21 protein-coding genes are annotated in these 21816 nt (G+C 57.0%); 12 read left to right on the top strand and 9 right to left on the bottom strand.

The features are described 5' to 3' along the window. Nucleotides 1–25 precede the first annotated feature (25 nt). Genes EKM04_RS00195 through EKM04_RS00185 form a run of 3 tightly spaced genes read left to right on the top strand, consistent with a single transcriptional unit; the run spans nt 26 to nt 2567 of the window. Nucleotides 26–862 (top strand): transporter substrate-binding domain-containing protein, encoded by an 837-nt coding sequence (locus tag EKM04_RS00195; protein ID WP_183894536.1) that lies wholly within the window; start codon nt 26–28, stop codon nt 860–862. A gap of 13 nt (nt 863–875) precedes the next feature. After that, complete coding sequence (locus EKM04_RS00190) at nt 876–1637, top strand: amino acid ABC transporter ATP-binding protein (RefSeq protein ID WP_183894535.1); 762 nt, start codon at nt 876–878, stop codon at nt 1635–1637. A gap of 60 nt (nt 1638–1697) precedes the next feature. After that, nucleotides 1698–2567 (top strand): shikimate dehydrogenase, encoded by an 870-nt coding sequence (locus EKM04_RS00185; protein WP_183894534.1) that lies wholly within the window; start codon nt 1698–1700, stop codon nt 2565–2567. 66 nt (nt 2568–2633) lie between these two features. Here EKM04_RS00185 and EKM04_RS00180 read toward each other — a convergent pair whose 3' ends face one another. Continuing rightward, nucleotides 2634–3326: a TetR/AcrR family transcriptional regulator gene (locus EKM04_RS00180; protein ID WP_183894533.1), complete on the bottom strand. Its 693-nt coding sequence runs from the start codon at nt 3324–3326 to the stop codon at nt 2634–2636. A gap of 121 nt (nt 3327–3447) precedes the next feature. On the opposite strand from EKM04_RS00180, the gene EKM04_RS00175 reads away from it, so the two are divergent. Continuing rightward, a complete protein-coding gene (locus EKM04_RS00175; RefSeq protein WP_183895067.1) occupies nt 3448–5346 on the top strand; it encodes a bifunctional sugar phosphate isomerase/epimerase/4-hydroxyphenylpyruvate dioxygenase family protein in 1899 nt (632 codons plus the stop codon). Nucleotides 5347–5365: 19 nt separating this feature from the next. Here EKM04_RS00175 and EKM04_RS00170 read toward each other — a convergent pair whose 3' ends face one another. Continuing rightward, nucleotides 5366–6139: an SDR family oxidoreductase gene (locus EKM04_RS00170; RefSeq protein ID WP_183895065.1), complete on the bottom strand. Its 774-nt coding sequence runs from the start codon at nt 6137–6139 to the stop codon at nt 5366–5368. Between the two features lie 57 nt (nt 6140–6196). Continuing rightward, a complete protein-coding gene (locus EKM04_RS00165; protein ID WP_183894531.1) occupies nt 6197–6910 on the bottom strand; it encodes a GntR family transcriptional regulator in 714 nt (237 codons plus the stop codon). 239 nt (nt 6911–7149) lie between these two features. Here EKM04_RS00165 and EKM04_RS00160 point away from each other — a divergent pair, with 239 nt between their 5' ends. The 5 genes from EKM04_RS00160 (at nt 7150) to EKM04_RS00140 (ending at nt 12137) form a co-directional block, all read left to right on the top strand. After that, entirely contained in the window at nt 7150–8238 is a 1089-nt protein-coding gene (locus EKM04_RS00160; RefSeq protein WP_183894529.1) for an ABC transporter ATP-binding protein, read from the top strand. A 35-nt stretch (nt 8239–8273) separates the two neighbouring features. Further along, nucleotides 8274–9560: an ABC transporter substrate-binding protein gene (locus tag EKM04_RS00155; RefSeq protein WP_183894527.1), complete on the top strand. Its 1287-nt coding sequence runs from the start codon at nt 8274–8276 to the stop codon at nt 9558–9560. A gap of 88 nt (nt 9561–9648) precedes the next feature. Continuing rightward, nucleotides 9649–10560, top strand: a complete 912-nt coding sequence (locus EKM04_RS00150) for an ABC transporter permease (protein WP_183894525.1) — start codon at nt 9649–9651, stop codon at nt 10558–10560. A 1-nt stretch (nt 10561) separates the two neighbouring features. Beyond that, nucleotides 10562–11380 (top strand): ABC transporter permease, encoded by an 819-nt coding sequence (locus EKM04_RS00145; RefSeq protein WP_183894523.1) that lies wholly within the window; start codon nt 10562–10564, stop codon nt 11378–11380. Nucleotides 11381–11390: 10 nt separating this feature from the next. Continuing rightward, nucleotides 11391–12137, top strand: a complete 747-nt coding sequence (locus EKM04_RS00140) for an aspartate/glutamate racemase family protein (RefSeq protein WP_183894521.1) — start codon at nt 11391–11393, stop codon at nt 12135–12137. 95 nt (nt 12138–12232) lie between these two features. Here EKM04_RS00140 and EKM04_RS00135 read toward each other — a convergent pair whose 3' ends face one another. Both EKM04_RS00135 and EKM04_RS00130 read right to left on the bottom strand, forming a co-directional pair. Further along, nucleotides 12233–13123, bottom strand: coding sequence for an SMP-30/gluconolactonase/LRE family protein (locus EKM04_RS00135; protein ID WP_183894519.1), 891 nt, complete (start codon nt 13121–13123; stop codon nt 12233–12235). Between the two features lie 179 nt (nt 13124–13302). Next, entirely contained in the window at nt 13303–15942 is a 2640-nt protein-coding gene (locus EKM04_RS00130) for a PAS domain-containing protein (protein WP_183894516.1), read from the bottom strand. 253 nt (nt 15943–16195) lie between these two features. On the opposite strand from EKM04_RS00130, the gene EKM04_RS00125 reads away from it, so the two are divergent. From EKM04_RS00125 to EKM04_RS00115, 3 genes are all read left to right on the top strand, one after another. After that, complete coding sequence (locus tag EKM04_RS00125) at nt 16196–16624, top strand: DUF4112 domain-containing protein (RefSeq protein WP_174155955.1); 429 nt, start codon at nt 16196–16198, stop codon at nt 16622–16624. An 83-nt stretch (nt 16625–16707) separates the two neighbouring features. Beyond that, complete coding sequence (locus tag EKM04_RS00120) at nt 16708–16950, top strand: hypothetical protein (protein ID WP_174155954.1); 243 nt, start codon at nt 16708–16710, stop codon at nt 16948–16950. A gap of 104 nt (nt 16951–17054) precedes the next feature. Next, complete coding sequence (locus EKM04_RS00115; protein WP_183894514.1) at nt 17055–17873, top strand: alpha/beta fold hydrolase; 819 nt, start codon at nt 17055–17057, stop codon at nt 17871–17873. A gap of 74 nt (nt 17874–17947) precedes the next feature. Here the strand turns inward: EKM04_RS00115 and EKM04_RS00110 are convergent, their stop codons facing one another. The 4 genes from EKM04_RS00110 to EKM04_RS00095 all read right to left on the bottom strand — a co-directional run bounded on the left by EKM04_RS00110 (nt 17948) and on the right by EKM04_RS00095 (nt 21796). Then, the gene (locus EKM04_RS00110; RefSeq protein WP_183894512.1) at nt 17948–19129 is read right to left on the bottom strand and encodes a M20 aminoacylase family protein; all 1182 of its coding nucleotides are present in this window, start codon (nt 19127–19129) and stop codon (nt 17948–17950) included. 74 nt (nt 19130–19203) lie between these two features. Then, complete coding sequence (locus tag EKM04_RS00105; protein WP_174155951.1) at nt 19204–19983, bottom strand: amino acid ABC transporter ATP-binding protein; 780 nt, start codon at nt 19981–19983, stop codon at nt 19204–19206. Next, entirely contained in the window at nt 19980–20912 is a 933-nt protein-coding gene (locus EKM04_RS00100; protein WP_174155950.1) for an amino acid ABC transporter permease, read from the bottom strand. Before EKM04_RS00100 ends, EKM04_RS00105 begins: the two co-directional genes overlap by 4 nt. Then, complete coding sequence (locus EKM04_RS00095) at nt 20909–21796, bottom strand: ABC transporter substrate-binding protein (protein WP_174155949.1); 888 nt, start codon at nt 21794–21796, stop codon at nt 20909–20911. The genes EKM04_RS00100 and EKM04_RS00095 overlap by 4 nt, the downstream gene beginning before the upstream one ends. Nucleotides 21797–21816: the final 20 nt, after the last annotated feature.

Below are 21816 nucleotides of genomic sequence, written 5' to 3'. Positions count from 1 at the left end.
TCAGCTTTGTAAGGAGGAGCAAAAGATGAAATCCAAGAGCATGACACTCAACCGCCGTATGCTGCTAGCACTCGCCGCAGCAACCGTCGCCCTGCCATTCGTGGCACCGGTCGATGCGTCCGCGGCTTCGGTCGAAGACGCGAAAGCCAAGGGCAAGGTCGTCATCGGCATTCAGGGTGACAATTCCCCATGGGGCTTCGTCAATTCCACTGGCGTTCAGGACGGTCTCGATGCCGATATCGGCAAGGCTTTTGCCGATTACCTCGGCGTGAAGGTAGAGTTCGTCCCGCTGGCCGTTGCCAACCGCATTCCTGCATTGATGACCGGAAAGGTCGACGTCCTGTTCGCCACGATGGGCATGACGGCAGAGCGCGCTAAGACGATCCAGTATTCGCAGCCTTACGCCGGTAACGTCCTGTCCGTCTATGGTCCGAAGGACAAGAATATCTCCGGTTACGACGACCTCTCTGGCGTTGCCGTCGGCGTGCCGAAGTCCAGCGCGATGGACACCGCAATCACGGCAGGTGCCAAAAGTGCAAACATCCTGCGCTTCGATGACGACGCCGCAAACATTCAGGCCCTCATCTCCGGCCAGGTCGAAGTTGTCGGTGGCAACCAGTTCTACGGCGATCGTCTGAATGCCGCCGCGCCCGACAAGTATGAGACGAAGTTCGACCTGACGACACTTTACAACGGCGCTGCCACGCGTCCCGGTGAAAAGGACTGGAACGAAACCATCAATGCCTTCCTGGTACAGATCAAGGGCGATGGCGAACTGGCAAAGATCTACACCAAGTGGATGAAGCGCGACGTTCCGGCCTTCCCGGAATCAATGCCTGACGTTCCCTTCACCGTAAAGTAAGCAGGAGGTCACCATGCCGCAAACCAACGCCGCTCAGGATCCGCTGATCGCCCTTGAAGGCGTCGAAAAGTGGTATGGAGCCTTTCATGCGCTGAAAAACATCAATCTGACAGTCCGCAAAGGCGAGAAAATCGTTCTTTGCGGGCCGTCCGGCTCCGGCAAGTCGACGCTGATCCGCTGCATCAACCATCTGGAGGAGATCCAGGAGGGTACGATCACGGTCGAAGGAACCAAGCTGACGAGTTCTGCCAGCGCCATCGACACGGTGCGCCGGGAAGTCGGCATGGTGTTCCAGAATTTCAACCTGTTCCCGCACAAGACTATTCTGGAAAACTGTACGCTGGCGCCCATGCGGGCAAAAGGTCTGGCGAAGGCCGACGCCGAGAAGACGGCACGCAAATATCTCGAGCGTGTGCGCATTCTGGACCAGGCGGACAAATACCCGGCGCAACTTTCTGGCGGACAGCAGCAACGCGCGGCAATTGCCCGTGCATTGTGCATGGAACCCAAGGCCATGCTGTTCGACGAGCCGACGTCGGCACTCGACCCGGAAATGGTCAAGGAAGTGCTCGACACCATGATCGGTCTGGCCCGCGATGGCATGACGATGATTTGCGTTACCCACGAAATGGGCTTTGCGCGTCAGGTTGCCGACCGGGTCGTCTTCATGGCCTCCGGCGAAATCATCGAGGAAGCTCCTCCCGAAGAGTTCTTCCGCGACCCCAAACATCAGCGGACGCGCACCTTTCTGGGTGAGATTCTCGCCCATCACTGATGGGCGCCTTTCTTGCCCTGTGCCTGTCCCATCACCTTATTCGATGAGTAATGCTCCGCCATGACAGACAGACCATCCTTGAAAGTCGCCCTGATCGGTGCCGATATCCAGCTTTCCAAAACGCCGCCCATGCATATGCGCGAGGGGGCGGCCCATGGAATCGACTATTCCTACGAGTTGCTCGACATCCATGCCCGCGAACTGCCTGAAAGCGCTTTGCCCGCGCTGCTGGATGAAGCGGAAAAGCGTGGCTTTGCGGGTGTGAATATCACCCACCCCTTCAAACAGCTGGTCATTCCGCACCTCCATACACTGTCCGACGATGCGCACATGCTGGGTGCGGTCAACACCGTCGTTTTTCGCGATGGAAAACGGACCGGGCACAACACGGACTGGTACGGTTTTTACGAGAGTTTCAAGCGCGGACTGCCCAACGCCAAGCGCGACCGTGCTTTGCTGATCGGCGCCGGTGGCGCGGGCGTGGCCGTTGCCCATGCGGCGTTGAAACTCGACATTGCGCATCTCGACATATTCGATCAGGATCTTAACCGCGCAAAACAACTTGCGGAAAAGCTCAACGAGCGATTTGGTGATATCAGGGCCTTCGCTGTTGATGACCCTTCGCAGTCGCTTCCTCATGCCGATGGCCTGATCCACGCAACGCCTGTGGGCATGCCAGCGCATCCCGGAATACCGGTGCCAGAGACATTGCTCGAGAGCCGCCACTGGGTTGCCGACATTGTCTACATGCCGCTGATGACAGCATTGCTCGCTGCTGCGGCTCTAAAAGGCTGCAAGACCCTTCCGGGCGGCGGCATGGCCGTGTTTCAGGCCGTTGGGGCATTCCGGCTGTTTTCTGGCCGGGAACCGGACCCTGCCCGCATGAGTGCACACTTCAGAGAACTCTGTGAAATCGAGGCTGCGGCATGAGCGGTTTTGAGGTCGTTTGGTCCGATATCAACGTCCCGGGCATCACCGTCGAGGGGATCAAAAACCCTAGCCGCCGTTTTCTGTAGCACCGATATGATCGACCCGAAGCACATAGCGCAGCACCATATCAGCGACATGCTTCGACAAGGCTTCCTGACCGTCTTCTGTAAACAGGCTGTTGCCGAAGATGAACGAGAAAGTGGCGACATTCGAGACGTTGAAAAAAGACAGTGCGCTGATCTGCCAGTGCAGTTCCAGCGCTTCTATCCCGGTGCGAAAAACGCCCTGCTTCTGGCCCCGGGCCAGCACGCTTTCCAAAGCCTCGATAGCCGGACGGTTCAGCTGGCGGATCGTCTCGGAACCCTGCATATGCCGTCCGTGGTGAACATTTTCGATCATGACCATACGGATGAACGACGGATGGCGGCGATGGTGTTCAAAGGTGAAACGACAGAGCTTGTCGAGAGCCGCACGCGGCTCCATGTCGTCAAGCTCAAGGTCGCTTTCGCCACCGCGTACCTTGGCATAGGCTTCTTCAAGAGCCTGCTGATACAGGCCCTCCTTGTCGCCGTAATAGTAGTAGATCATGCGTTTGGACGTGCGGGTGCGCGCAGCAATCTCATCAATGCGCGCTCCGGACAGACCGTTTTGGGAAAACTCTTCCATCGCCACCGACAGAATATCGCGGCGCACGCCCTCGGGATCCCGCTTTGCCTGCCGCGTCACACTCGCGTTGATAGAAGTCGCGGCTTTGGTCATTGTCCACCCATCCACGGTTGGCCCGTCCCCAGCCATTACCACCGTTATTAACCAAATAGTACATAACACTGGAAAGGAAGGCAATATGGTCATCCCCGGCACTCAGCAGCAAAAGCTGCCCATGCGGACCTCCATCGCAACAGTTTCCATCAGCGGGGAGTTTCCCGAAAAACTGGCGGCCATCGCAAAGGCAGGTTTCTCAGGCGTCGAGATCTTCGAAAACGACTTCCTCACTTACGATGCCTCCCCGCGCGAAGTCCGTAAAATGGTTCTCGACCACGGCCTTGAAATCACGCTTTTCCAGCCCTTCCGCGATTTCGAGGGCATGCCAGACCAGCACAGGCAGCGTGCGTTCGAGCGTGCCGAGCGCAAATTCGACATTATGGGAGAACTCGGCACCGACCTGATGCTGATCTGCTCCAACGTCTCGCCGATTTCGTTGGGCGGCATCGACCGCGCTGCCGGCGATTTCAACGAACTGGGCGAGCGTGCCGCAAAGCACGGTCTGCGTGTCGGTTATGAGGCTTTGGCCTGGGGACGCCACATCAGCGACCATCGCGACGCCTGGGAGGTGGTGCGCCGCGCCGACCACGCCAATGTCGGTATCATTCTTGACAGCTTCCATACGCTTTCCCGTAAAATCGATCCGAATTCAATCCGCTCGATACCCGGCGATAAAATCTTCATCGTGCAACTGGCGGATGCGCCTTTGTTCGACATGGATCTTCTCTATTGGAGCCGCCATTTCCGCAACATGCCGGGGGAAGGCGATCTGCCGGTGGTGGATTTCATGCGCGCTGTTGCCGCGACCGGCTACTCCGGCCCACTGTCGCTGGAGATTTTCAACGATCAATTTCGTGGGGGGTCTGCGCGCCTACTCGCGGAAGACGGACACCGGTCCCTCATTTATCTCATGGACCAGGTGCGCCGGTTGGAGCCGGACATCCGCATATCCATGCCGGACATGCCGAGCCCGGTGGAGACTGAAGGCGTCGAGTTCGTGGAGTTCACCACGGGAGCAACCGAAAAGGCCGAGCTCGAAACACTGCTTGCGACACTTGGTTTTTCAAAATCGGCGCGACATCTCAACCGTGAGGTCGAACTCTACACGCAAGGCGACATCCGCATCGTCATCAACACCGACAGCACCGGCGAAAGCTTTGCAGGATCGTCCTATTCCGTGCACGGCACCAACGCGTATGCCTTTGGCATGAAAGTTGCCGATGCGAACGCTGCGCTGGAGCGCGCAGCCGCCATGGGTGCACAGACCTTCATCGAACCCAGACAGAGCGGAGAGATCACCATTCCCGCCATTCAGGGTGTCGGCAACGGCGTTATCTATTTCCTCGACGACTCTCCTGCCCTTGCATCGATCTGGAAACAGGAATTTACACCTCTGGAACCGGAAAGCCCGGGCGATGCGGGTTTGACGCGGATCGACCATCTGGCGCAGACAACACGCTACGACGAGATGCTCACCTGGCTATTGTTCTATACCTCGATATTTTCCATGCGGCGTACACCGATGGTGGATGTTGTCGAGCCAGGCGGGCTTGTGCGCAGTCAGGCCATTGAGAGCCTGCCAAAGGCAGACTTCCGACTGACCATGAACGGTGCCGACAACCGCAAGACATTTGCAGGCAAGTTTCTGGCGGAAGGCTTCGGCACCAGCATCCAGCATATCGCATTCTCGTCCAACGACATTTTTGCCACCGCCAAGGCGCTCCAGCAACGCGGCTTTCGCGCCCTGCCGATCTCGCGCAATTATTACGACGATCTCGAAGCACGGTTCGGCCTGGAACCAGAACTGTCGGATGCGCTGCGTGCCTCCAGCATTCTTTACGACCGCGACGACAATGGCGAGTATTTCCAGATCTATAGTCAGACCTTTGGCGAAGGATTTTTCTTCGAGATTGTCGAGCGGCGCGGTCAATATGTCGGATATGGCGCCATGAACGCACCGTTCCGTATCGGTGCGCAGCGACGTTTACTGCGTCCGGCAGGTATTCCAAGCGATTAAGGAACCGATTGCTGGCGGATCAGCCCCGGCCGACAAACGGCATTTTTGTCGCCATGACCGTCATCGTCAGCACATTGGCGTCTAGCGGCAGGCTTGCCATATAGACAACGGCGTTGGCAACATGGGTGGCATCTATGGTCGGTTCGACCATCACCTCACCGTTGGCCTGACGTACGCCGTTCGACATCCTTTTGGTCATATCGGTCGAAGCGTTGCCGATATCGATCTGGCCGCAGGCAATGTCGAAATCGCGTCCATCAAGTGCCAGAGATTTTGTTAGCCCGGTAATGGCATGCTTGGTCGCCGTGTAAGGCGCGGTGTTCGGTCGTGGTGTGGTCGCAGAAATGGAACCGTTATTGATGATGCGGCCACCGTATGGCTTCTGACTTTTCATCAGCCGGAACGCTTGCTGACTGCACAGAAATGCGCCGGTGAGATTGGCAGCCACGATGGCACTCCAATCCTCGAAAGTCTGATCTTCGATTGCAACACTGGGCACGTTGATGCCGGCATTGTTCACCAAGAGATCAAGCCGACCATACGTGTCCGAAATCGCATCGAACAAGGCGCGCACGGAAGATGGATTGCCGACATCGGCTGAAATGGCAAGGAAGTCTGCCCCGGTTTCAGCACCGAGTTCTGTAGCAGCACTTCTGATAACCTCTTCGCGTCGACCTGAGATGACGACCGTATATCCCGCAGCGCCCAATGCCTTTGCGATAGCCCGGCCAACGCCGGTTCCGCCACCCGTAACCAGCGCAATTTTTGCCTGCCCCGTCTCCAATGTCGTCATCATGCAATCAACCCTCCCAGTTCGTCGCAAACTCGCTGAGCATCTTGAACGATCAGCTTATGGGGACGCAAGAGCATCTTTAAGCCCAAGGCCCTGCCGGGGGTTCAGATCGAGATCCGCTTCGATGTGATCGATATGACGGATCATCAGGGCGCTGGCACTGTTTCCATCACCTTTTTCCAAAGCGTCCAGCATGGCCGAATGTTCCGAGTGCCCGCAGCTCGATATACCCGAGCGACCGTATAGGGCAATGACCAGCGAGGAGCGCGCCACGAGCTCGTCCATAAACTTCTGGAGAATGACGTTGCCCGCTACGGTCGCCAGCATGAGGTGAAAGTCACCTGAGGCCTTTATTTCGCCGCGCCGAGCGGTGGGGCCTCGCTCGTTCATGTAGCGCGCCTCCTCATCCAGCTGGCGGCGGAAATTCGCGATATCCGTAGACGTGATCCGCTCGATAGCGCAGGCAACGATCCCGGGTTCAATCAGCCGACGCGATGCAAAAATTTGCCGGGCTTCGTCTGGTGAGGGGTTTGACACGAAGGCGCCCCGGTTTCGCTCGGTCTTGACCAGTCCTTCGAAGGTCAACATCTGCAAGGCTGCACGCGCAACCGTGCGGCTGACATCAAACAGCGCACCGACTTCGTTTTCAGAAAGCTTCGTGCCCGGCGTCAGCCGTCGGTCGATGATGGCATTGCGCAAGGACTCGCGGATAGCCTGCGCCCGGTCCTCCTGGGACGTATCTGAGATAAAGAGTTTTTCGCTGATAGCCATCGCTTGGTCCAAACACCTCGTCTTTCTACCGCGATAAGCCACCCTATGCCAAGCAGATTGTTTTTTATCTCACTACAGGATTGCATACGATTTGCGCAATGGATCGAAAACGATCGCTTCATTTTTAATCGGACGTCGACACCGTATGTGACACCACCAAAACTAATCAAGTATTTTTAATGGTTTAGCGAAACTGGCACGATTGATGCTTCCCACTGCATGACGCAAGGGAGCGCCGGATGACCAAAGCTGCTGAAATCGATATCATATCCGTCTCGAAGATCTACGGTACGACCACCGCCGTTCATCCTATAAGCCTGAAGATACCGGCGGGCACCTATTGCTGCCTGCTCGGCCCGTCCGGCTGCGGCAAGACATCCACGCTTCGCATGATCGCTGGCCACGAAAGCATTACATCCGGCGATGTTAGGCTTGGTAATACGGTGGTGACCGACCTGCCGCCCGCCAAACGCGGCACGGCCATGATGTTCCAGTCCTACGCTCTGTTTCCGCATCTCGATCTCATCGACAACGTCGCCTTCAGCCTCAAAATGAAAGGTGTGGCCAAGGACGAACGTCGCGCAAAGGCGATGGAGATGTTGCAATTGATGCAACTCGAAGCCTACGCAACGCGTCGCCCCGCCCAACTGTCCGGCGGGCAACAACAGCGTGTCGCGCTGGCGCGTGCTCTCATCACAGATCCCGAAGCGCTGCTGCTCGACGAACCACTCTCGGCGCTCGACCCGTTCTTGAAGATCCGGATGCGTGCGGAACTGAAAAAACTCCAGACATCGCTCGGCATCACCTTCGTGCACGTGACCCATAGCCAGGAAGAGGCCATGGCACTTGCCGATGTCATGGTCATCATGAACGACGGACGCATCGAACAGGCCGCACATCCCCGCGTCATCTTCGAAAAGCCTGCCACTGCTTTTGTTGCCCGCTTCATGGGCGACCACAATGTCATCTCAGGGCGCATAACCGAGATCGTCGGAGATGCCTTGATGATTTCCGTGCCTGCGGGTGGAGAGTTTCTAGCCAGTGGCGACCGGGGAGAGTTGACCGATACAGCCGATATCGCCGTGCGCACCGATCATGTCCGGATCGGCCCTCCTCCAGAAAAAGGACTCGGCTTTACCGGGTCCATTACCAACATCGAATATCGGGGCTCGTCCGTCAAACTGTCTGTCACGGGCGCCGGTATCGATGATTTTACCGCCATTCTGACGGACACCGAATTCTTCGCCAATCCCGTCAAGGTTGGTGAAGCGATACCGCTTTGCTGGGCACGCGAGGACGCAATCGTTCTCGGGCGCCTGAAAAACTGATGCCCACCATAAAACCAAACAGAGGAGAACAGGCAATGACTGAAACCAAGAAAACAACGAGCATTTCAAGACGCACGCTCTTGAAGACGGCATCCGCCGCCGCGGGCCTTGCCGCGGGCTCCGGCGCCATCACCGGCTTCCCGACGATCTGGGCACAAAACCCCATCACGCTCCGCCAGTTCGGAACCGGTGTATCCAACCTCAACGCCATTGCCGAAAAGTGCAAGGCAGACCTCGGTATCACGCTGGAGATGACGGCGACAGATTCCGACGCGGCGGCCCAACGTGCAGTAACCCAGCCCAATTCCTACGATATTGCCGATATCGAATACTGGATTCTCAAGAAGGTCTACCCGGCAGGCGTCATCCAGCCGATGGATGTCAAGAAACTCAAATATTACGACAAGGTTGTGCCGCTGTTTAAAAACGGCAAGCTGAAGCCGGATAGCGTGATTGCCCAGGGCACGGCACCGCACACTGTGGGCTTCGTCGAAAAGCCCGGCACCAAAACGTTCGCAAAGAGCGAAACGGAATGGTTCACGATGATGCCGACGATCTACAATGCCGATACGCTCGGCATCCGGCCTGACCTGGTGGGCCGTGAGATATCGACATGGGCTGATATCATGGATCCCAAGTTTAAGGGAAAAACCTCTATTTTGAACATTCCGTCCATCGGCATCATGGATGCGGCAATGATCATGGAAGCCATGGGCAAGATCAAATATGCCGACAAGGGCAACATGACCAAGGAAGAGATCGACAAGACAATCGAATTCCTGATCGAAGCGAAACAGGCAGGCCAGTTCCGCGCGTTCTGGAAGTCGTTCGATGAGAGCGTCAATCTGATGGCATCGGGCGAGGTGGTTATCCAGTCCATGTGGTCACCGGCTGTTGCTGCCGTCCGCTCGAAAGGCATTGCCTGCAAATACCAGCCTCTGAAGGAAGGCTATCGCTCATGGGGCGGCGGGCTTGGTCTGGCCAAGCATCTCACCGGCGCGAAGCTGGATGCCGCCTATGAATACATCAACTGGTACACATCCGGTTGGGTCGGCGCCTATCTGAACCGTCAGGGCTACTATTCGGCAGCCATGGAGACGGCCAAGGAACACATGTCAGCTGACGAGTGGGGATACTGGATCGAAGGCAAGCCAGCACAGGGCGATATCGTCGCTCCCGATGGCAAGGTCATGGAAAAGGCCGGTGCAGTGCGCGATGGCGGTTCATTCGAAGAGCGGATGGGTCATGTTGCTTGCTGGAACTCGGTGATGGAGGAAGACCGCTATATGGTCCGTCGCTGGAACGAGTTCATCGCGGCGTAATCCACTGAAAGCATGGGAGGAGCCTGTCGCGGACGACCGGCCCCTCCTCTCCAGACATCGACGCATCGCGCGCTAAGAGGAAAAGATCATGGCGACTGTAACGTCCCCTGAAACCGAAAAGATCGGCGAAACCAACGCCAGAAACTTTCGCCTGTCGCCGGTGCTCGTGTCTTATCTGCAGGCCACACCTCTTGCTGTCATTCTCGGTGCCTTTCTGCTCCTGCCGATCCTCATGATCACCGTCGTCAGCTTCTGGGATTACGACTTCGCCCAGATGTATCCCGATTTTCTGACGATGAATTACGCGGAAACGCTGGGCTCGTGGGTGACGTGGAAAACCTATCTCAACACGCTGAAATATGCATTTCTGGTCTGGACCATTACGCTCGTCATCGGCTTTTGGGTGGCCTATTTCCTGGCGTTTCACATCCGCACCAGTGCGATGCAAATGGTGCTCTTTCTGGTCTGCACAGTGCCGTTTCTGACGTCGAACATCATCCGCATGATATCGTGGATACCAGTGCTGGGTCGCAACGGGCTGGTCAACTCAACGCTGATGAGCACGGGCGTCACGTCGCAACCCGTGGAATGGCTTCTCTACTCGGACTTTGCGGTGGTGCTTGCCATGGTTCATCTTTACACGCTTTTCATGGTCACGCCGATTTTCAACACGCTGATGCGCATCGACAAATCCCTGGTCGAGGCCGCGCGGGATGCGGGAGCCACCAGCTGGCAGACACTGACCAATGTCATTTTCCCCCTGGCAAAGCCCGGCATGGCGATCGGTACTATCTTCGTCGTCACACTTGTCATGGCTGATTTCTCGACGGTGCAGGTCATGTCCGGCGGGCAGAGCGCATCGGTTGCGCTGATGATGAAGAACCAGATGTCGCTTTTGCAATACCCCGCCGCAGCCGCCAACGCCGTGGTGCTGCTCGTTCTCGTCTTGATGATGGTTGCCGGCATTCTGCGCATCGTCGATATCCGCAAGGAGCTTTGAGATGCACAGCGATAAACGCGGCCGCGAGTTTTATATTCTGGCGATCTTCTTTGCCATCTTCGTGCTGTTTCTTTACGGCCCGTTGTCAGCAATCCTCATCCTTTCGTTCCAAGGGCCGAACGGGGGTCTCACATTCCCGTTGAACGGCGTATCGCTGCGCTGGTTTGCCAACCTCTTTGAAACCCAGGCGGTGGGAGACTTCGGTGGCTCCTTCAAGCGCTCTGCCACGCTTGGGATCATGGTGATGCTGGTAACGGTCGGCGTGTCCCTCCTTGCGGGTCTCGCCTTCCGCCGCCGGTTCATCGGCGCAACTGCGCTTTTCTATCTGGCGGTCGCAAGCCTCGTGGTGCCGTCCATCATCATTTCGCTCGGCATCGGCGTCGTCTTCCAGCAATTGGGGTTGGAGCCCTCCTGGTACACATCCGCTTTTGGCGCGCATCTGACCTGGACCCTGCCCTTTGGAGTCCTCATCATGTTTGCCGTTTTCAACCGCTTTTCCCCGGCCTACGAGGAAGCTGCCCGCGATCTGGGTGCGAGTTCATGGCAGACCTTCGCCCATGTCGTGTTGCCGATGATCGCGCCAAGCCTTATTGGCGTCGGTCTCTTCGGCTTTACACTGTCCTATGACGAATTTGCCCGCACATTGATGACGGCAGGCACCTTCAACACGCTCCCACTCGAAATCTACGGTATGACGACGAATGTGACAACGCCGGTGCTTTACGCCTTGGGCACAGTGACAACGGTTTTCTCTTTCCTCGTTATTGCCGCCACCCTCGGGCTCATCGTCCACCTCAACCGTCGCCGTTTGCGGTCATAAAGTGAAATCCATGCGCATTCTCATCGTCAATCCAAACACGACGGCCACCATGACCGCAACCATCGCGGATTCGGCTGTGAGGGTGGCGAGTACCGACACCACAATCAGCGCTGTCACATCCTCGATGGGACCGGTATCGATCGAGGGCTATTACGACGAAGTCTTCGCAGTACCTGGCCTGCTGATGGAAATAGCAAAGGGCGAGAAGGCAGGTGCGCAGGCCGCGATCATAGCGTGCTTCGACGATACCGGCTTGGATGCCGCCCGCGCTTTGGCCAATATTCCAGTCGTCGGCATCTGCGAGGCAGCCCTTGCCACAACCTCGTTTATTGCCCAGAGGTTCACCATCGTCACGACGATGGAGCGGTCGCGCCAACCACTGGAACACCTCGTCCATCGTTACGGAATGTCGGGCCGCTGCAATGTTCGTGCGGCAGATATTCCGGTGCTCTCGCTGGAACACCCCAGCTCTCACGCCCGCGACAAGCTGCGCCTAGAGATCAGAGCTGCGCTTACTGAGGATCGAGCCGAGGCGATCGTTCTTGGTTGCGCTGGCATGGCAGATCTGACCGCAGAGTTACGCAACGAATTCGACGTTCCCGTGATCGATGGTGTCGCCTGTGCCGTCAAACAGGCAGAAGCCTTGATAACGCTTGGCCTCACCACCGCAAAAAGTGGCGCCTACGCGTCACCTGTCTCCAAGCGATATACGGGACTGCTTGAGATGTTTGAGCCACAGCACATGGGCGGCAATTGATCGCTGCGGATATTCTCCACCAGTTCAACAATCCACCATCACGAGAAAAGATGCCAAGTCCGCGATCAGATCGGATTTGAGGCTTTGGCGCGAAGCTATTCGGGTTGAAAGAGAGGCTCGGCCAACCCCTGGAAAGGAAGATCAACGGCATAGACATCACCGCCGGGGCCGCTGCCGCCAGCCCGCAAGGACGTGATAAATGCCGTTTTGAGATCCTTACCGATAAAGCACATATTGGTGGCGTTTGGCACATCGACGCGGATTTCCGCATCGATGACACCGGCCGGCGTCATACGAAGGATGCGCCCGCTGTCGCTCGCGGCAATCCAATAGCAGCCATCGATATCCATGGCCGCGCCATCCGGGCGTCCTCCGAGCGTAGCATGATCGGCAAACAGGTGCCCTGCACCGATCTCTCCCGTCTCTGTATCGAAGTCATGCCGCATGACATGCGGATTGAGCGGGTTGGAGTCCGAAACATACATGGAAGAGCCGTCCGGGCTCCAGGCGAGACCGTTTTGAGTGCGAAAACGCCCGCCTTTTTCAACAATTTCAGCCCTTTGCCCAATGCTGAAAAGCGTGCCGAATGCACCCGGTGCGGACGTATCCGGCGCCATGGAGCCGGACCAGAAACGCCCTTGTCGATCGCAGGCCCCATCATTCATGCGCCAGCCGGGTTCGAGGTTCGGGCCACCGGCATAATCGAGCTGAACGGCGTCATCTTCCAAAGTCAACGTTGCAAACCCGCGTTCGGTAGATGCAATGAAACCGCCACCTGCCCGGATGGCGAGAGCGCCGATTTTGACCGGAAGATCGAACCGCTGCATGACACCATTCGGATAGGTCATACGATATAGGGCAAGACCGGGTGCATCGACCCACGTCACCCGCGACCGATCCGGCTCCCAGACGGGCGTTTCACCCGTAATACAGCCCGGTCGAGCGACCCTCTCGGCGACAAAAACCGGTCTATTCCTGCTTGCCATATGTTTTCAGCCTGATCTTGCTTGTGTTGCCACAAAGTTACGATACGGCGCTCGTTTGCTTTGTCAAACAACAGCGCCTTGCCATTTGCGGTACTCAAACCAACTTGATCGTCCATGTGTCGCGAGCTGCGGCTCTTTGAGGAAACAAGCACTTCAGGGACGCACCGACATCTTGAGACTCACTTGGCCTCCAGCGCAGATAATTCCGCTTCCGCCTCGTAGTGCAGCCCTTCAGGGCGGTAATCAATCTGCGACGCCCGTTGGCCGGCACCAAGGCCGATTTCGATCAACCGGGTACCGAACCCGCGTTGCTGCGGCGCGGTCACGAGCGGACCACCCTCTTCGGTCCACGTGAACCTCAGTGTTTTCGGGGTGTCCGGAGACGCCCCTTCGACGCTCCAGCTTATGTCCACGCGTCCCTCCGCAACAGAAAGGGCGCCATATTTCAAGGCATTGGTAGAGAGCTCGTGAAGGACAAGGGATAGCGCAAGCGAGGCTTGCGGACCAAGCAGAACATCTGGGCCTTTTGCGCTGATACGGTCGCTACCGGCATGGATGGATGTGGCAGATCTCACGAGTTCCGCCACAAGGGCAGCATCGCGATGACCCGTCAACAATGTTTCATGGGCCGTTGCCAGTGCATTGATGCGCGGCGCGAGCGTCCTCTGCGCCGACTTCACATCGGGTGCCGACCGCAACGTCTGACTCACGATGGACTGGACGATGGCCAGTGAATTTTTGAGCCGGTGAGAAAGCTCGCGGTTGAGCAGGGCGCGTCGTTCTTCTGCCTGCTTGCGATCCTCGACATCAATGACCAGAGCCAGCGTCGCCAGAATGCCACCGCTGTGGTCTCGAACAGGCGTGGTCGTCACTTCGTATCTGCGGTTTTCGCCCCGCTCGTTCTGATGTTCGATGAGGCGCTCGGCCTCCGCTGCATCAGGAACGAGCACTCCGAGCGAAAGAACTCCGCCTTTTGTCGTTACCTGTTGACCGAACATCTGTTCAAGCCGGGTGTTGAACGTCTCGTGACCATCGGCGTAAATGATGGATATTCCGATAGGCGCCTGCTGGACGACGGCCTCGAGAAGACCGCGCTCGACATGAAGCTGTTTCTGGCTTTCAAGCAGTTCCGCTTCTGCCTTTTGTAGCCGGGTCAGGTCCAGCATCGCGCCAATCATCCGGCGTGGGCGACCCTGTTCGTCTCGAATAACGTGGCCCCGATCAAAGACCGGCGCATAGGTGCCATCAGCCCGCTTGAAGCGATAGCCATCGGTCCATTCAGTGGCAGTCCCGTCGATGACGGCGTGTATCGAGTGATCGATCCTCTGACGGTCATCTGGGTGGATATGATCGATCCACCATGCACCCGTCGGCTCGACCCTATCCGGTTCATGGCCGTAGGCGGTGGTCAAAGCCTCGTTCCAAAGGACGAAATTGGTTTCGAAATCCCAGTCCCAAATTGCGTCGTTGGTCGCGCGACTGGCGAAGCGGTAACGCTCTTCCGCCTCGCGCAGGCGGCGTTGCGCCTCCCCTGCCCGCGTAATATCTCTGACAGTACCGATGAAGCGAAGCGCGTTCGTACCGTGGAAGAAGGTTTTGCCCTTTGCGGCGACCCATCGCTCCACACCATCGACCAATCCGATCGTACGATATTCCACATCGAAAATGCCGTCGCCCTGCGGGTCTATCGCAGCCTTGACGGCTTCATGCGTCCGCTCCTGGTCATCCGGGTGCAGGCCCGTCAAAAAAGTCTGATAGTCGACGTCGGCATCTGGCGGCAACCCAAACAATGTGCGGCACCGATCATCCCACACCAGAGTGTCTGCGACGAGGTCGTAATCGAATGTCCCCATCTCCGTCACGTCAAGAGCAAGCTCCAGCGTTTCCTGCGCTTTACGCAACTTCTCTTCGACTTGCCTGCGCGCGGTGATGTCACGCGTAACGCCTATGAACCCGACCGGGCGACCACTATCATCGAATTGAAAATCGCCTTTTCGTGCGATCCAGCGGATTTCCCCCGTGTCGGCTTTTCGAATTCGATATTCCACATCGGTCGGAGCTTCACCTGTCCGTCGGTTCTCCTCGTGAGAGACCAGCATGTCATCCATGGGGATCACAAGGCTTTCCAGCTCCTGTGCCGGGCGCTCATCCAGATGTTCAAGGCCGAATGTGCGCGAAAATTCCTGCGTTCCCTTGACCATGTTGGTCGCGATATCGAGCGTGAAAAGGCCCACGCCGCCAGCTCTCTGGGCCGCGGCTAGCTTTTCAGAGACTTCCTGATACTGCGCCTGGTTCTCTATCCGCTCGGCAAGCATGCGCGTGCGGTCCGTGGCCAACTTGCGCAGTTCCAGCTGCATGATGACCTGACGCGCAAGCGCTTCAAGTCCGCCTCGCTGCGGTTCCGTCAGGCCCTGAGGTCGCGGTATGTGATCCAGCACGCACAAAGTGCCCAGCGTATGCCCGTTCGATGTGATGAGCGGTGCGCCTGCGTAGAATCGAATGTGCGGCGCATCCACGACCAAAGGGTTGTTTGCCGTACGCGGGTCTTTGGTCAGATCAGGCACTTCGAGGATTTGGGTCATGCCCAACACATGACGACACACGGAGCTTTCAAGGTTCGTCTGGCAGGGATCGAAACCCTTGCGTGCCTTGAACCATTGCCGGTCGCTGTCGACGAAACTCACGAGGGCTACTGGCGCATCACACAACAGCGTGGCAAGGCCAACGATATCGTCGAAGCCAGCTTCGGGCGGCGTATCCAGTATGCCGTAGGATTGCAGCTCAGCGAGGCGCGGATCGTTCGTTTCGTGACGTGTCAAATTCGGCATCCGCTCTGGATTGCCGCGGCGGCGATCCCCTCATTGATACATGTAGTCTATGAAATGCATTCGGGAAAGAGAAGTTGCGCGCTGCGCGATAAACTTGGCACACAATACAAAAGGGCACACTGCATGTTTGCCAACGCGATCAGTGATGCGACAGGGACAATCGTCAACACCAAGACTTGAACAGCGGCATCGGCGTCCCCATTCATGTAGAGGGATATTTTACCGTTTGCTGATGGAGCACATCATGGCCGAAAAAACATGGAATGCCAGCCACGCCGGTGGTGATAACGCACATGAGTTCGTTGACACTGCAGTACGACTGCGTCGGCTGCGGCGACTCTCGGGCGTTGCCCGTCTGATGGACACAGCCATCGGCATTCCTGGAACCCGCCTTCGCTTTGGTGCAGATTCCATCTTGGGCCTCGTGCCTCTCGTTGGAGACGGCGCAGGCGCGCTGGTCGGCCTTTACATCGTAAACGAAGCACGCCGCCTTGGTATTCCGCCAGAAAAACTGGCCCGCATGGTTGGTAACGTTGCTCTAGATTCCATGGTTGGCAGCGTCCCGCTGCTGGGCGACATCTTCGACCTCTATTTCAAGTCCCACCGTCGCAATGTCGATATGATTTTCGATCATTTCGGCGTTGATCGGGACGACCCGCACCGCAAGACGTGATTCACCCGATCATCGTCGCGCATTTCACATAACGCTCATGAAACAATGCGACCTTGCCGCCGCACAACGAGCGGAGACACGAAATGCGCGAAGGCAAACTGCGAGAAATCGAAAAAATAGCCGAGACCATCAAGGGTCTGGCGGAGCCCGGCATGAAACCAAAAGCTCTGATCGATGCGGTGAAAAACCAACACCCGCAGGCGACAAAGAAGGAAATCGCGCGCGCGGCGTTTCTCAGCGTCATTCTGACTGCAGAATATGACCCCGAAGATACGCAAGCATTGCATGACCTCGCGATGGAAACGCGCGACGGCGATCAAGACTGATTGATCCATTTATCATTGTATTCAAAGATATTTGGTTCTCCGTAGGAACCTGTCGCGTCGCAAACACCTTTACCGCCCAGCATCGACAACGGGAGTTTGACAAGATGGCATATGTAGAAGCAAAAGACGGTACGCAGTTACACGTCAAGGACATGGGTCACGGTAACCCCGTTATTCTCATCCACGGCTGGCCGCTGACAGGCGATATGTTCGAGTACCAGACCGTGGCGCTCCTTGAAGCGGGGTTCCGTGTCATCACCTATGACAGGCGCGGATTTGGCCAGTCCGGCCATCCGGCAAGCGGTTACGATTATGACACCTTCGCTGATGACCTCTCGGCTGTTATCGACAGTCTGGACGTGCAAAACGTTTCACTCGTCGGATTTTCCATGGGTGGTGGCGAAATCGCGCGGTATCTGTCCAGACACGGTGCGTCCAAAGTCTCCAAAGCCGTTCTCGTGGCGTCCGTCGCCGGTTACCTGCTGAAAGATGAGACAAACCCCTATGGCGTGGACGGCAGCGTCTTCGAGGATATGAAAAAAGACATCCGAAAGGACCGCTTTGCGTTCCTTCAGAGCTTCGCAAAGACATTCTATGGTGTTGGCTTCGTGACCAGCCCTGTGAGCCAGGGCATTCTTGACTGGTCCTTCGTTCTGGGTGTCATGGCAAGTCCCAAGGCGACGGTAGAGTGCGTGGATGCCTTCGGAAAAACCGACTTCAGACCTGATTTTTCGGCGTTTACCGTACCAACACTGGTGATCCACGGCACTGGCGACAAGACGGTGCCAATCGAGCCATCTGGGCGCGCAGCCGCCAACGGCATTTCAGGCGCAAAACTCATCGAATATGAAGGCGAACCCCATGGCCTGTTCGCTACCGTTCCCGACAGACTCAACCAGGATCTCATCGACTTTCTGAGATGATGTTCAAGGCGCACCGATGGCAATCGGTGCGCTTTTTGTCTTGTAAGCAGCGCGCCGGCACCTCAGCCAGACAATCAAGCCTGGAGAAACCGCTCCGCGAGTCTTGCCCACATCGCAGCGCCCACAGTCAGACTACCATCAGCAAAATCATATTTCGAACTGTGCAATGTCGACGAATTGACGCCATTGCCGAGGCGTAGGAATGTCCCTGGCTTGTGTTCGAGAAAATAGGCGAAGTCTTCGCTGCCCGGGATCAGATTGCAGGTTGAAACGTTTTCGGCGCCGACCAGTTCTTCGGCAACGGTACGGGCGAACACGGTTTCAGCTTCCGAATTCACAACGACCGGGTAGCCGTGTTCATAGTCGATGTCGATCGTAGCCCCGAACCCTTCCACAATCGCGTCCGCTAGTTTTGTGATCCGCGCTTGCAGCACGTCACGGATGCCGGGCTTGAAGCAGCGCACGCTCAGCGCGAGCTTGGCATATTCGGGAATGACGTTGACGGCCTCTCCAGCGTGAATGGTGCCAACCGTCACCACGGCTGTCTGCGTCGGATCGATGTTGCGTGACACCACGGTCTGGAGCGCAACGACAAGATTGCAGGCGATGACGACAGGATCGATCGTCAGATGCGGTCGAGACGCGTGGCCTCCCTTGCCTTTAATCGTCATCTTCACCGTATCGGACGAGGCCATCATTGGGCCCGACCGCAACAGAAATGCTCCTTCCGCGGCACCGGGGTGATTGTGCAGACCGAAGATCGCGTCGATGGGAAACCGGTCGAACAGGCCGTCGGCGATCATCTGCTGCGCGCCACTCGGCTTTCCATTTTCCTCGGCGGGCTGAAAGATCAGCGTGACCGTTCCGTCGAAATGGCGTGTCTTGGCCAGGTACTCTGCGGCGCCCAGCAGCACTGCCGTGTGGCCATCGTGGCCGCAGGCATGCATCTTTCCGGGTGTCTTGCTGGCATAGGGCAATCCTGTCTCTTCCAGAATCGGCAGCGCATCCATATCCGCGCGAATGCCAATGCTCTTTTTACCGCTACCGTTCGTCAGACATGCAACGACGCCGTGGCCACCGACATTGCGGGTGACCTCATAACCCCAGGCTTCCAGCTTTTCGGCAACGAAGCGCGCGGTTTCCGTTTCCTCCCGCGACAGTTCAGGGTGGGCGTGAAGGTACTGGCGCGTTTCTTTCATGTCCGCTTCCATCGGTTCGAGATCGGAAACACGGGCATATCTGTTATCGTTGAGCATGACATTCCTCCAATATCTGGAAAAAGAGCGGCAGTCGAAAGACCGACGAAGTTGCGGGGAATTGGGGCGCAAACCTAAAGGAAGCGGGATAGAAAAGTCTTTGTGCGCTCGTGTTGCGGGTTGCCGATCACCTCTTCCGGACTGCCCATTTCCACGATGTGGCCGCCATCCATAAAAACAACCCGGTCCGCCGCCTCGCGCGCGAAGCTGATTTCGTGCGTAACCACGATCATCGTGAGACCCTGACGGGCCAGATCACGCATGGTGTTCAACACTTCACCCACCAGCTCGGGATCGAGTGCCGAGGTTGGTTCGTCAAACAGCATCAGCTTGGGTCTGATGGCAAGTGCGCGAGCGATTGCAACACGCTGCTGCTGGCCACCTGAAAGCTGGCGCGGATAGTTTTCTGCCTTATCAGAAAGTCCGACCCGTTCCAGAAGCTGCATGGCATGTTGGATCGCAGCAGCCCTTGTCTCGCCATGTACGCCCACCGGCGCCTCGATGATATTTTCAAGCACTGTCAGATGCGGATAGAGGTTGAAGCTCTGAAATACCATTCCAATCTTGCGGCGCTGTGCAGCAATGGCATTTGCCGACAGCTTGACCAACCGGTTGCGCTGCATGCGATAGCCGATCTGGTCACCATCCACATCGATCGATCCTTGATTGATGGATTCAAGGTGATTGATGCAGCGCAGGAAAGTCGACTTCCCGGAACCGGAAGGACCGAGAATGGCGACGACTTCGCCCGGCACGACATCGAGATCGATGCCTTTCAGCACTTCCAGCTGGTCATAGGACTTGTGAACATTGCGCGCCCTGACGAGCGGCTCTCTGGTGTCTGCTGCGATCAATGGCTGGCCTCCTCGATAATCGCCGGTGCGGCGGGCTTGGCGGCGGGGTCACTGCGACGGTCACCACGGCTATAATACCGCTCGATATAGGCTTGTCCCACATTGAGAACGGAGGTGATCAACAGATACCAGATGACCGCAACCAGCAGCATCGGGATGATTTCAAAGGTCCGGTTGTAGATCGACTGAACCGAATAGAGCAGATCGGCCATGGCAATGACGCTGACCAGCGACGTCGCCTTGATCATGCTGATCAACTGGTTGCCGGTGGGAGGTACGATGGAGCGCATGGCTTGCGGGATGATGATGCGGCGAAGAGCGCGCGCCCGCGTCATGCCGAAGGCTTCGGCTGTCTCGGCCTGCCCACGATCCACGGACAACAGCCCACCACGAATGATTTCTGCCATATAGGCCGCTTCGTTGAGCGCCAGGCCGACGATGGCCGCCGTCATCGGTGTGATCACCGAATTGGTATCCCAACTCGCCAAGGTTGGGCCGAACGGGATTGCGATGGAAAGTTCTGGAAACAAGGTCGACATATTGTACCAGAAGATGAGCTGGACGAGCAGCGGCGTTCCCCGGAAAAACCAGATGAAAAGCGACGCAAAAGAGCTTGCCAGACCATCGGTGGACATGCGCGCAATCGCCAGCAACAGTCCCAACATAACACCGATGATCATGGCAACCACGGTCAAGCCGAGGCTTACATAAAGGCCCTGAATAACGGTGGGGTCGAAGAAATAGGCGGCGACGATCGACCAGCCGAAATTTTCGTTGTTGGCGACGATCCAGACAAAATTGACCACGACGAGCGCAATGATGGCCCATAGCGCGAAGCGGTCATAGCGAAACGGAGTGTGAGCGTTTGCCACATCTCTCTCGGACCCATCGCCGGATAACGACACGCTGGTTCTGGCGTCCATGATCATTTTGGCAGCGCCCCACCGAGATTGATGCCGGGCTCTTTCAGCATATTGTTTTCAAGACCCCACTTTTTCATGATCGTGGCATAGGTTCCGTTGTCCATGAGAACTTTGACACCATCGCGCAGCACGGCTGCGAGCGGCGAGCCCTTGGGAACGACTGCACCCTGATAGAGGCTATCGAAGCCGTTTTTCTCACCGACGCCTGTGAGTTCCAACTGACCGTTCGCCTGGCTGACAAAATAGGTCAGCGGTGCCTGTGACGAGAAAAACGCATCGGAACGTTTGGAGCGGACAGCAAGGATTGAGCTTGGCTGGTCGGTAAAGGACTGCACTTCGATAGGCTTGCCATCGGCGCTGCATTTTTTATTCTGTTCCTGAATGACCCGTTCGGCTGAACCGCCCGCCATCACCGCGATGCGATGGCCACATGCCGTATCAAGCGAAACGATGCCTTTGGGGTTGCCCTTTTGAACCGCGAACACGACGAATTCCTGCACCCAGTCGACAAAATCATTGGATTCCTCGCGACTTTTGAAATCGCCGATTGGCCCGAATGCAAACTGGTACCGGCCTGAATTGACGCCGGAAAGAAGGGCTGGCAGGCCGCCCACTGTCGCATGATGGATCTTGACACCGAGGATCTGGCCAAGCGCCTCTGTCAGATCGGCGCTGGCGCCGGTCATCTGCGTACCAGTCACGATTTCATAGGGCGGAAACGAGCCATTGTTGACGGATATCATCTCGCCAGCGGTCCGAATTTTTTCCGGCAGACGCGCATGCAGCGCCTCATCCTTTTTCTGGGCCGGAATTGCTGCGTCCTGAGCAAGGCTCATCGTTACAGACAGTAGACCCGCAAGCACAGTCGATGTCACCATTTTGATTGTCATTTCGGCATTCCCCTTGTTTA

Source organism: Rhizobium skierniewicense Ch11 (genome assembly GCF_023757665.1).
In the GTDB taxonomy this organism is placed as follows: Bacteria; Pseudomonadota; Alphaproteobacteria; order Rhizobiales; family Rhizobiaceae; genus Agrobacterium; species Agrobacterium skierniewicense.
The sequence above is the reverse complement of the archived record's forward strand: the minus strand, read 5'-3'. Positions and strand labels throughout refer to the sequence as shown.

Bases quoted from the DNA above. Each gene is read 5' to 3' on its own strand.
- EKM04_RS00175 (WP_183895067.1), top strand. From the start codon at position 3,448: ATGCGGACCTCCATCGCAACAGTTTCCATCAGCGGGGAGTTTCCCGAA.
- EKM04_RS00135 (WP_183894519.1), bottom strand. From the start codon at position 13,123: ATGGCAAGCAGGAATAGACCGGTTTTTGTCGCCGAGAGGGTCGCTCGA.
- EKM04_RS00095 (WP_174155949.1), bottom strand. From the start codon at position 21,796: ATGACAATCAAAATGGTGACATCGACTGTGCTTGCGGGTCTACTGTCT.
- EKM04_RS00180 (WP_183894533.1), bottom strand. From the start codon at position 3,326: ATGACCAAAGCCGCGACTTCTATCAACGCGAGTGTGACGCGGCAGGCA.
- EKM04_RS00160 (WP_183894529.1), top strand. From the start codon at position 7,150: ATGACCAAAGCTGCTGAAATCGATATCATATCCGTCTCGAAGATCTAC.
- EKM04_RS00195 (WP_183894536.1), top strand. From the start codon at position 26: ATGAAATCCAAGAGCATGACACTCAACCGCCGTATGCTGCTAGCACTC.
- EKM04_RS00165 (WP_183894531.1), bottom strand. From the start codon at position 6,910: ATGGCTATCAGCGAAAAACTCTTTATCTCAGATACGTCCCAGGAGGAC.
- EKM04_RS00115 (WP_183894514.1), top strand. From the start codon at position 17,055: ATGGCATATGTAGAAGCAAAAGACGGTACGCAGTTACACGTCAAGGAC.
- EKM04_RS00185 (WP_183894534.1), top strand. From the start codon at position 1,698: ATGACAGACAGACCATCCTTGAAAGTCGCCCTGATCGGTGCCGATATC.
- EKM04_RS00170 (WP_183895065.1), bottom strand. From the start codon at position 6,139: ATGACGACATTGGAGACGGGGCAGGCAAAAATTGCGCTGGTTACGGGT.
- EKM04_RS00110 (WP_183894512.1), bottom strand. From the start codon at position 19,129: ATGCTCAACGATAACAGATATGCCCGTGTTTCCGATCTCGAACCGATG.
- EKM04_RS00155 (WP_183894527.1), top strand. From the start codon at position 8,274: ATGACTGAAACCAAGAAAACAACGAGCATTTCAAGACGCACGCTCTTG.
- EKM04_RS00150 (WP_183894525.1), top strand. From the start codon at position 9,649: ATGGCGACTGTAACGTCCCCTGAAACCGAAAAGATCGGCGAAACCAAC.
- EKM04_RS00125 (WP_174155955.1), top strand. From the start codon at position 16,196: ATGGCCGAAAAAACATGGAATGCCAGCCACGCCGGTGGTGATAACGCA.
- EKM04_RS00190 (WP_183894535.1), top strand. From the start codon at position 876: ATGCCGCAAACCAACGCCGCTCAGGATCCGCTGATCGCCCTTGAAGGC.
- EKM04_RS00120 (WP_174155954.1), top strand. From the start codon at position 16,708: ATGCGCGAAGGCAAACTGCGAGAAATCGAAAAAATAGCCGAGACCATC.
- EKM04_RS00140 (WP_183894521.1), top strand. From the start codon at position 11,391: ATGCGCATTCTCATCGTCAATCCAAACACGACGGCCACCATGACCGCA.
- EKM04_RS00145 (WP_183894523.1), top strand. From the start codon at position 10,562: ATGCACAGCGATAAACGCGGCCGCGAGTTTTATATTCTGGCGATCTTC.
- EKM04_RS00100 (WP_174155950.1), bottom strand. From the start codon at position 20,912: ATGATCATGGACGCCAGAACCAGCGTGTCGTTATCCGGCGATGGGTCC.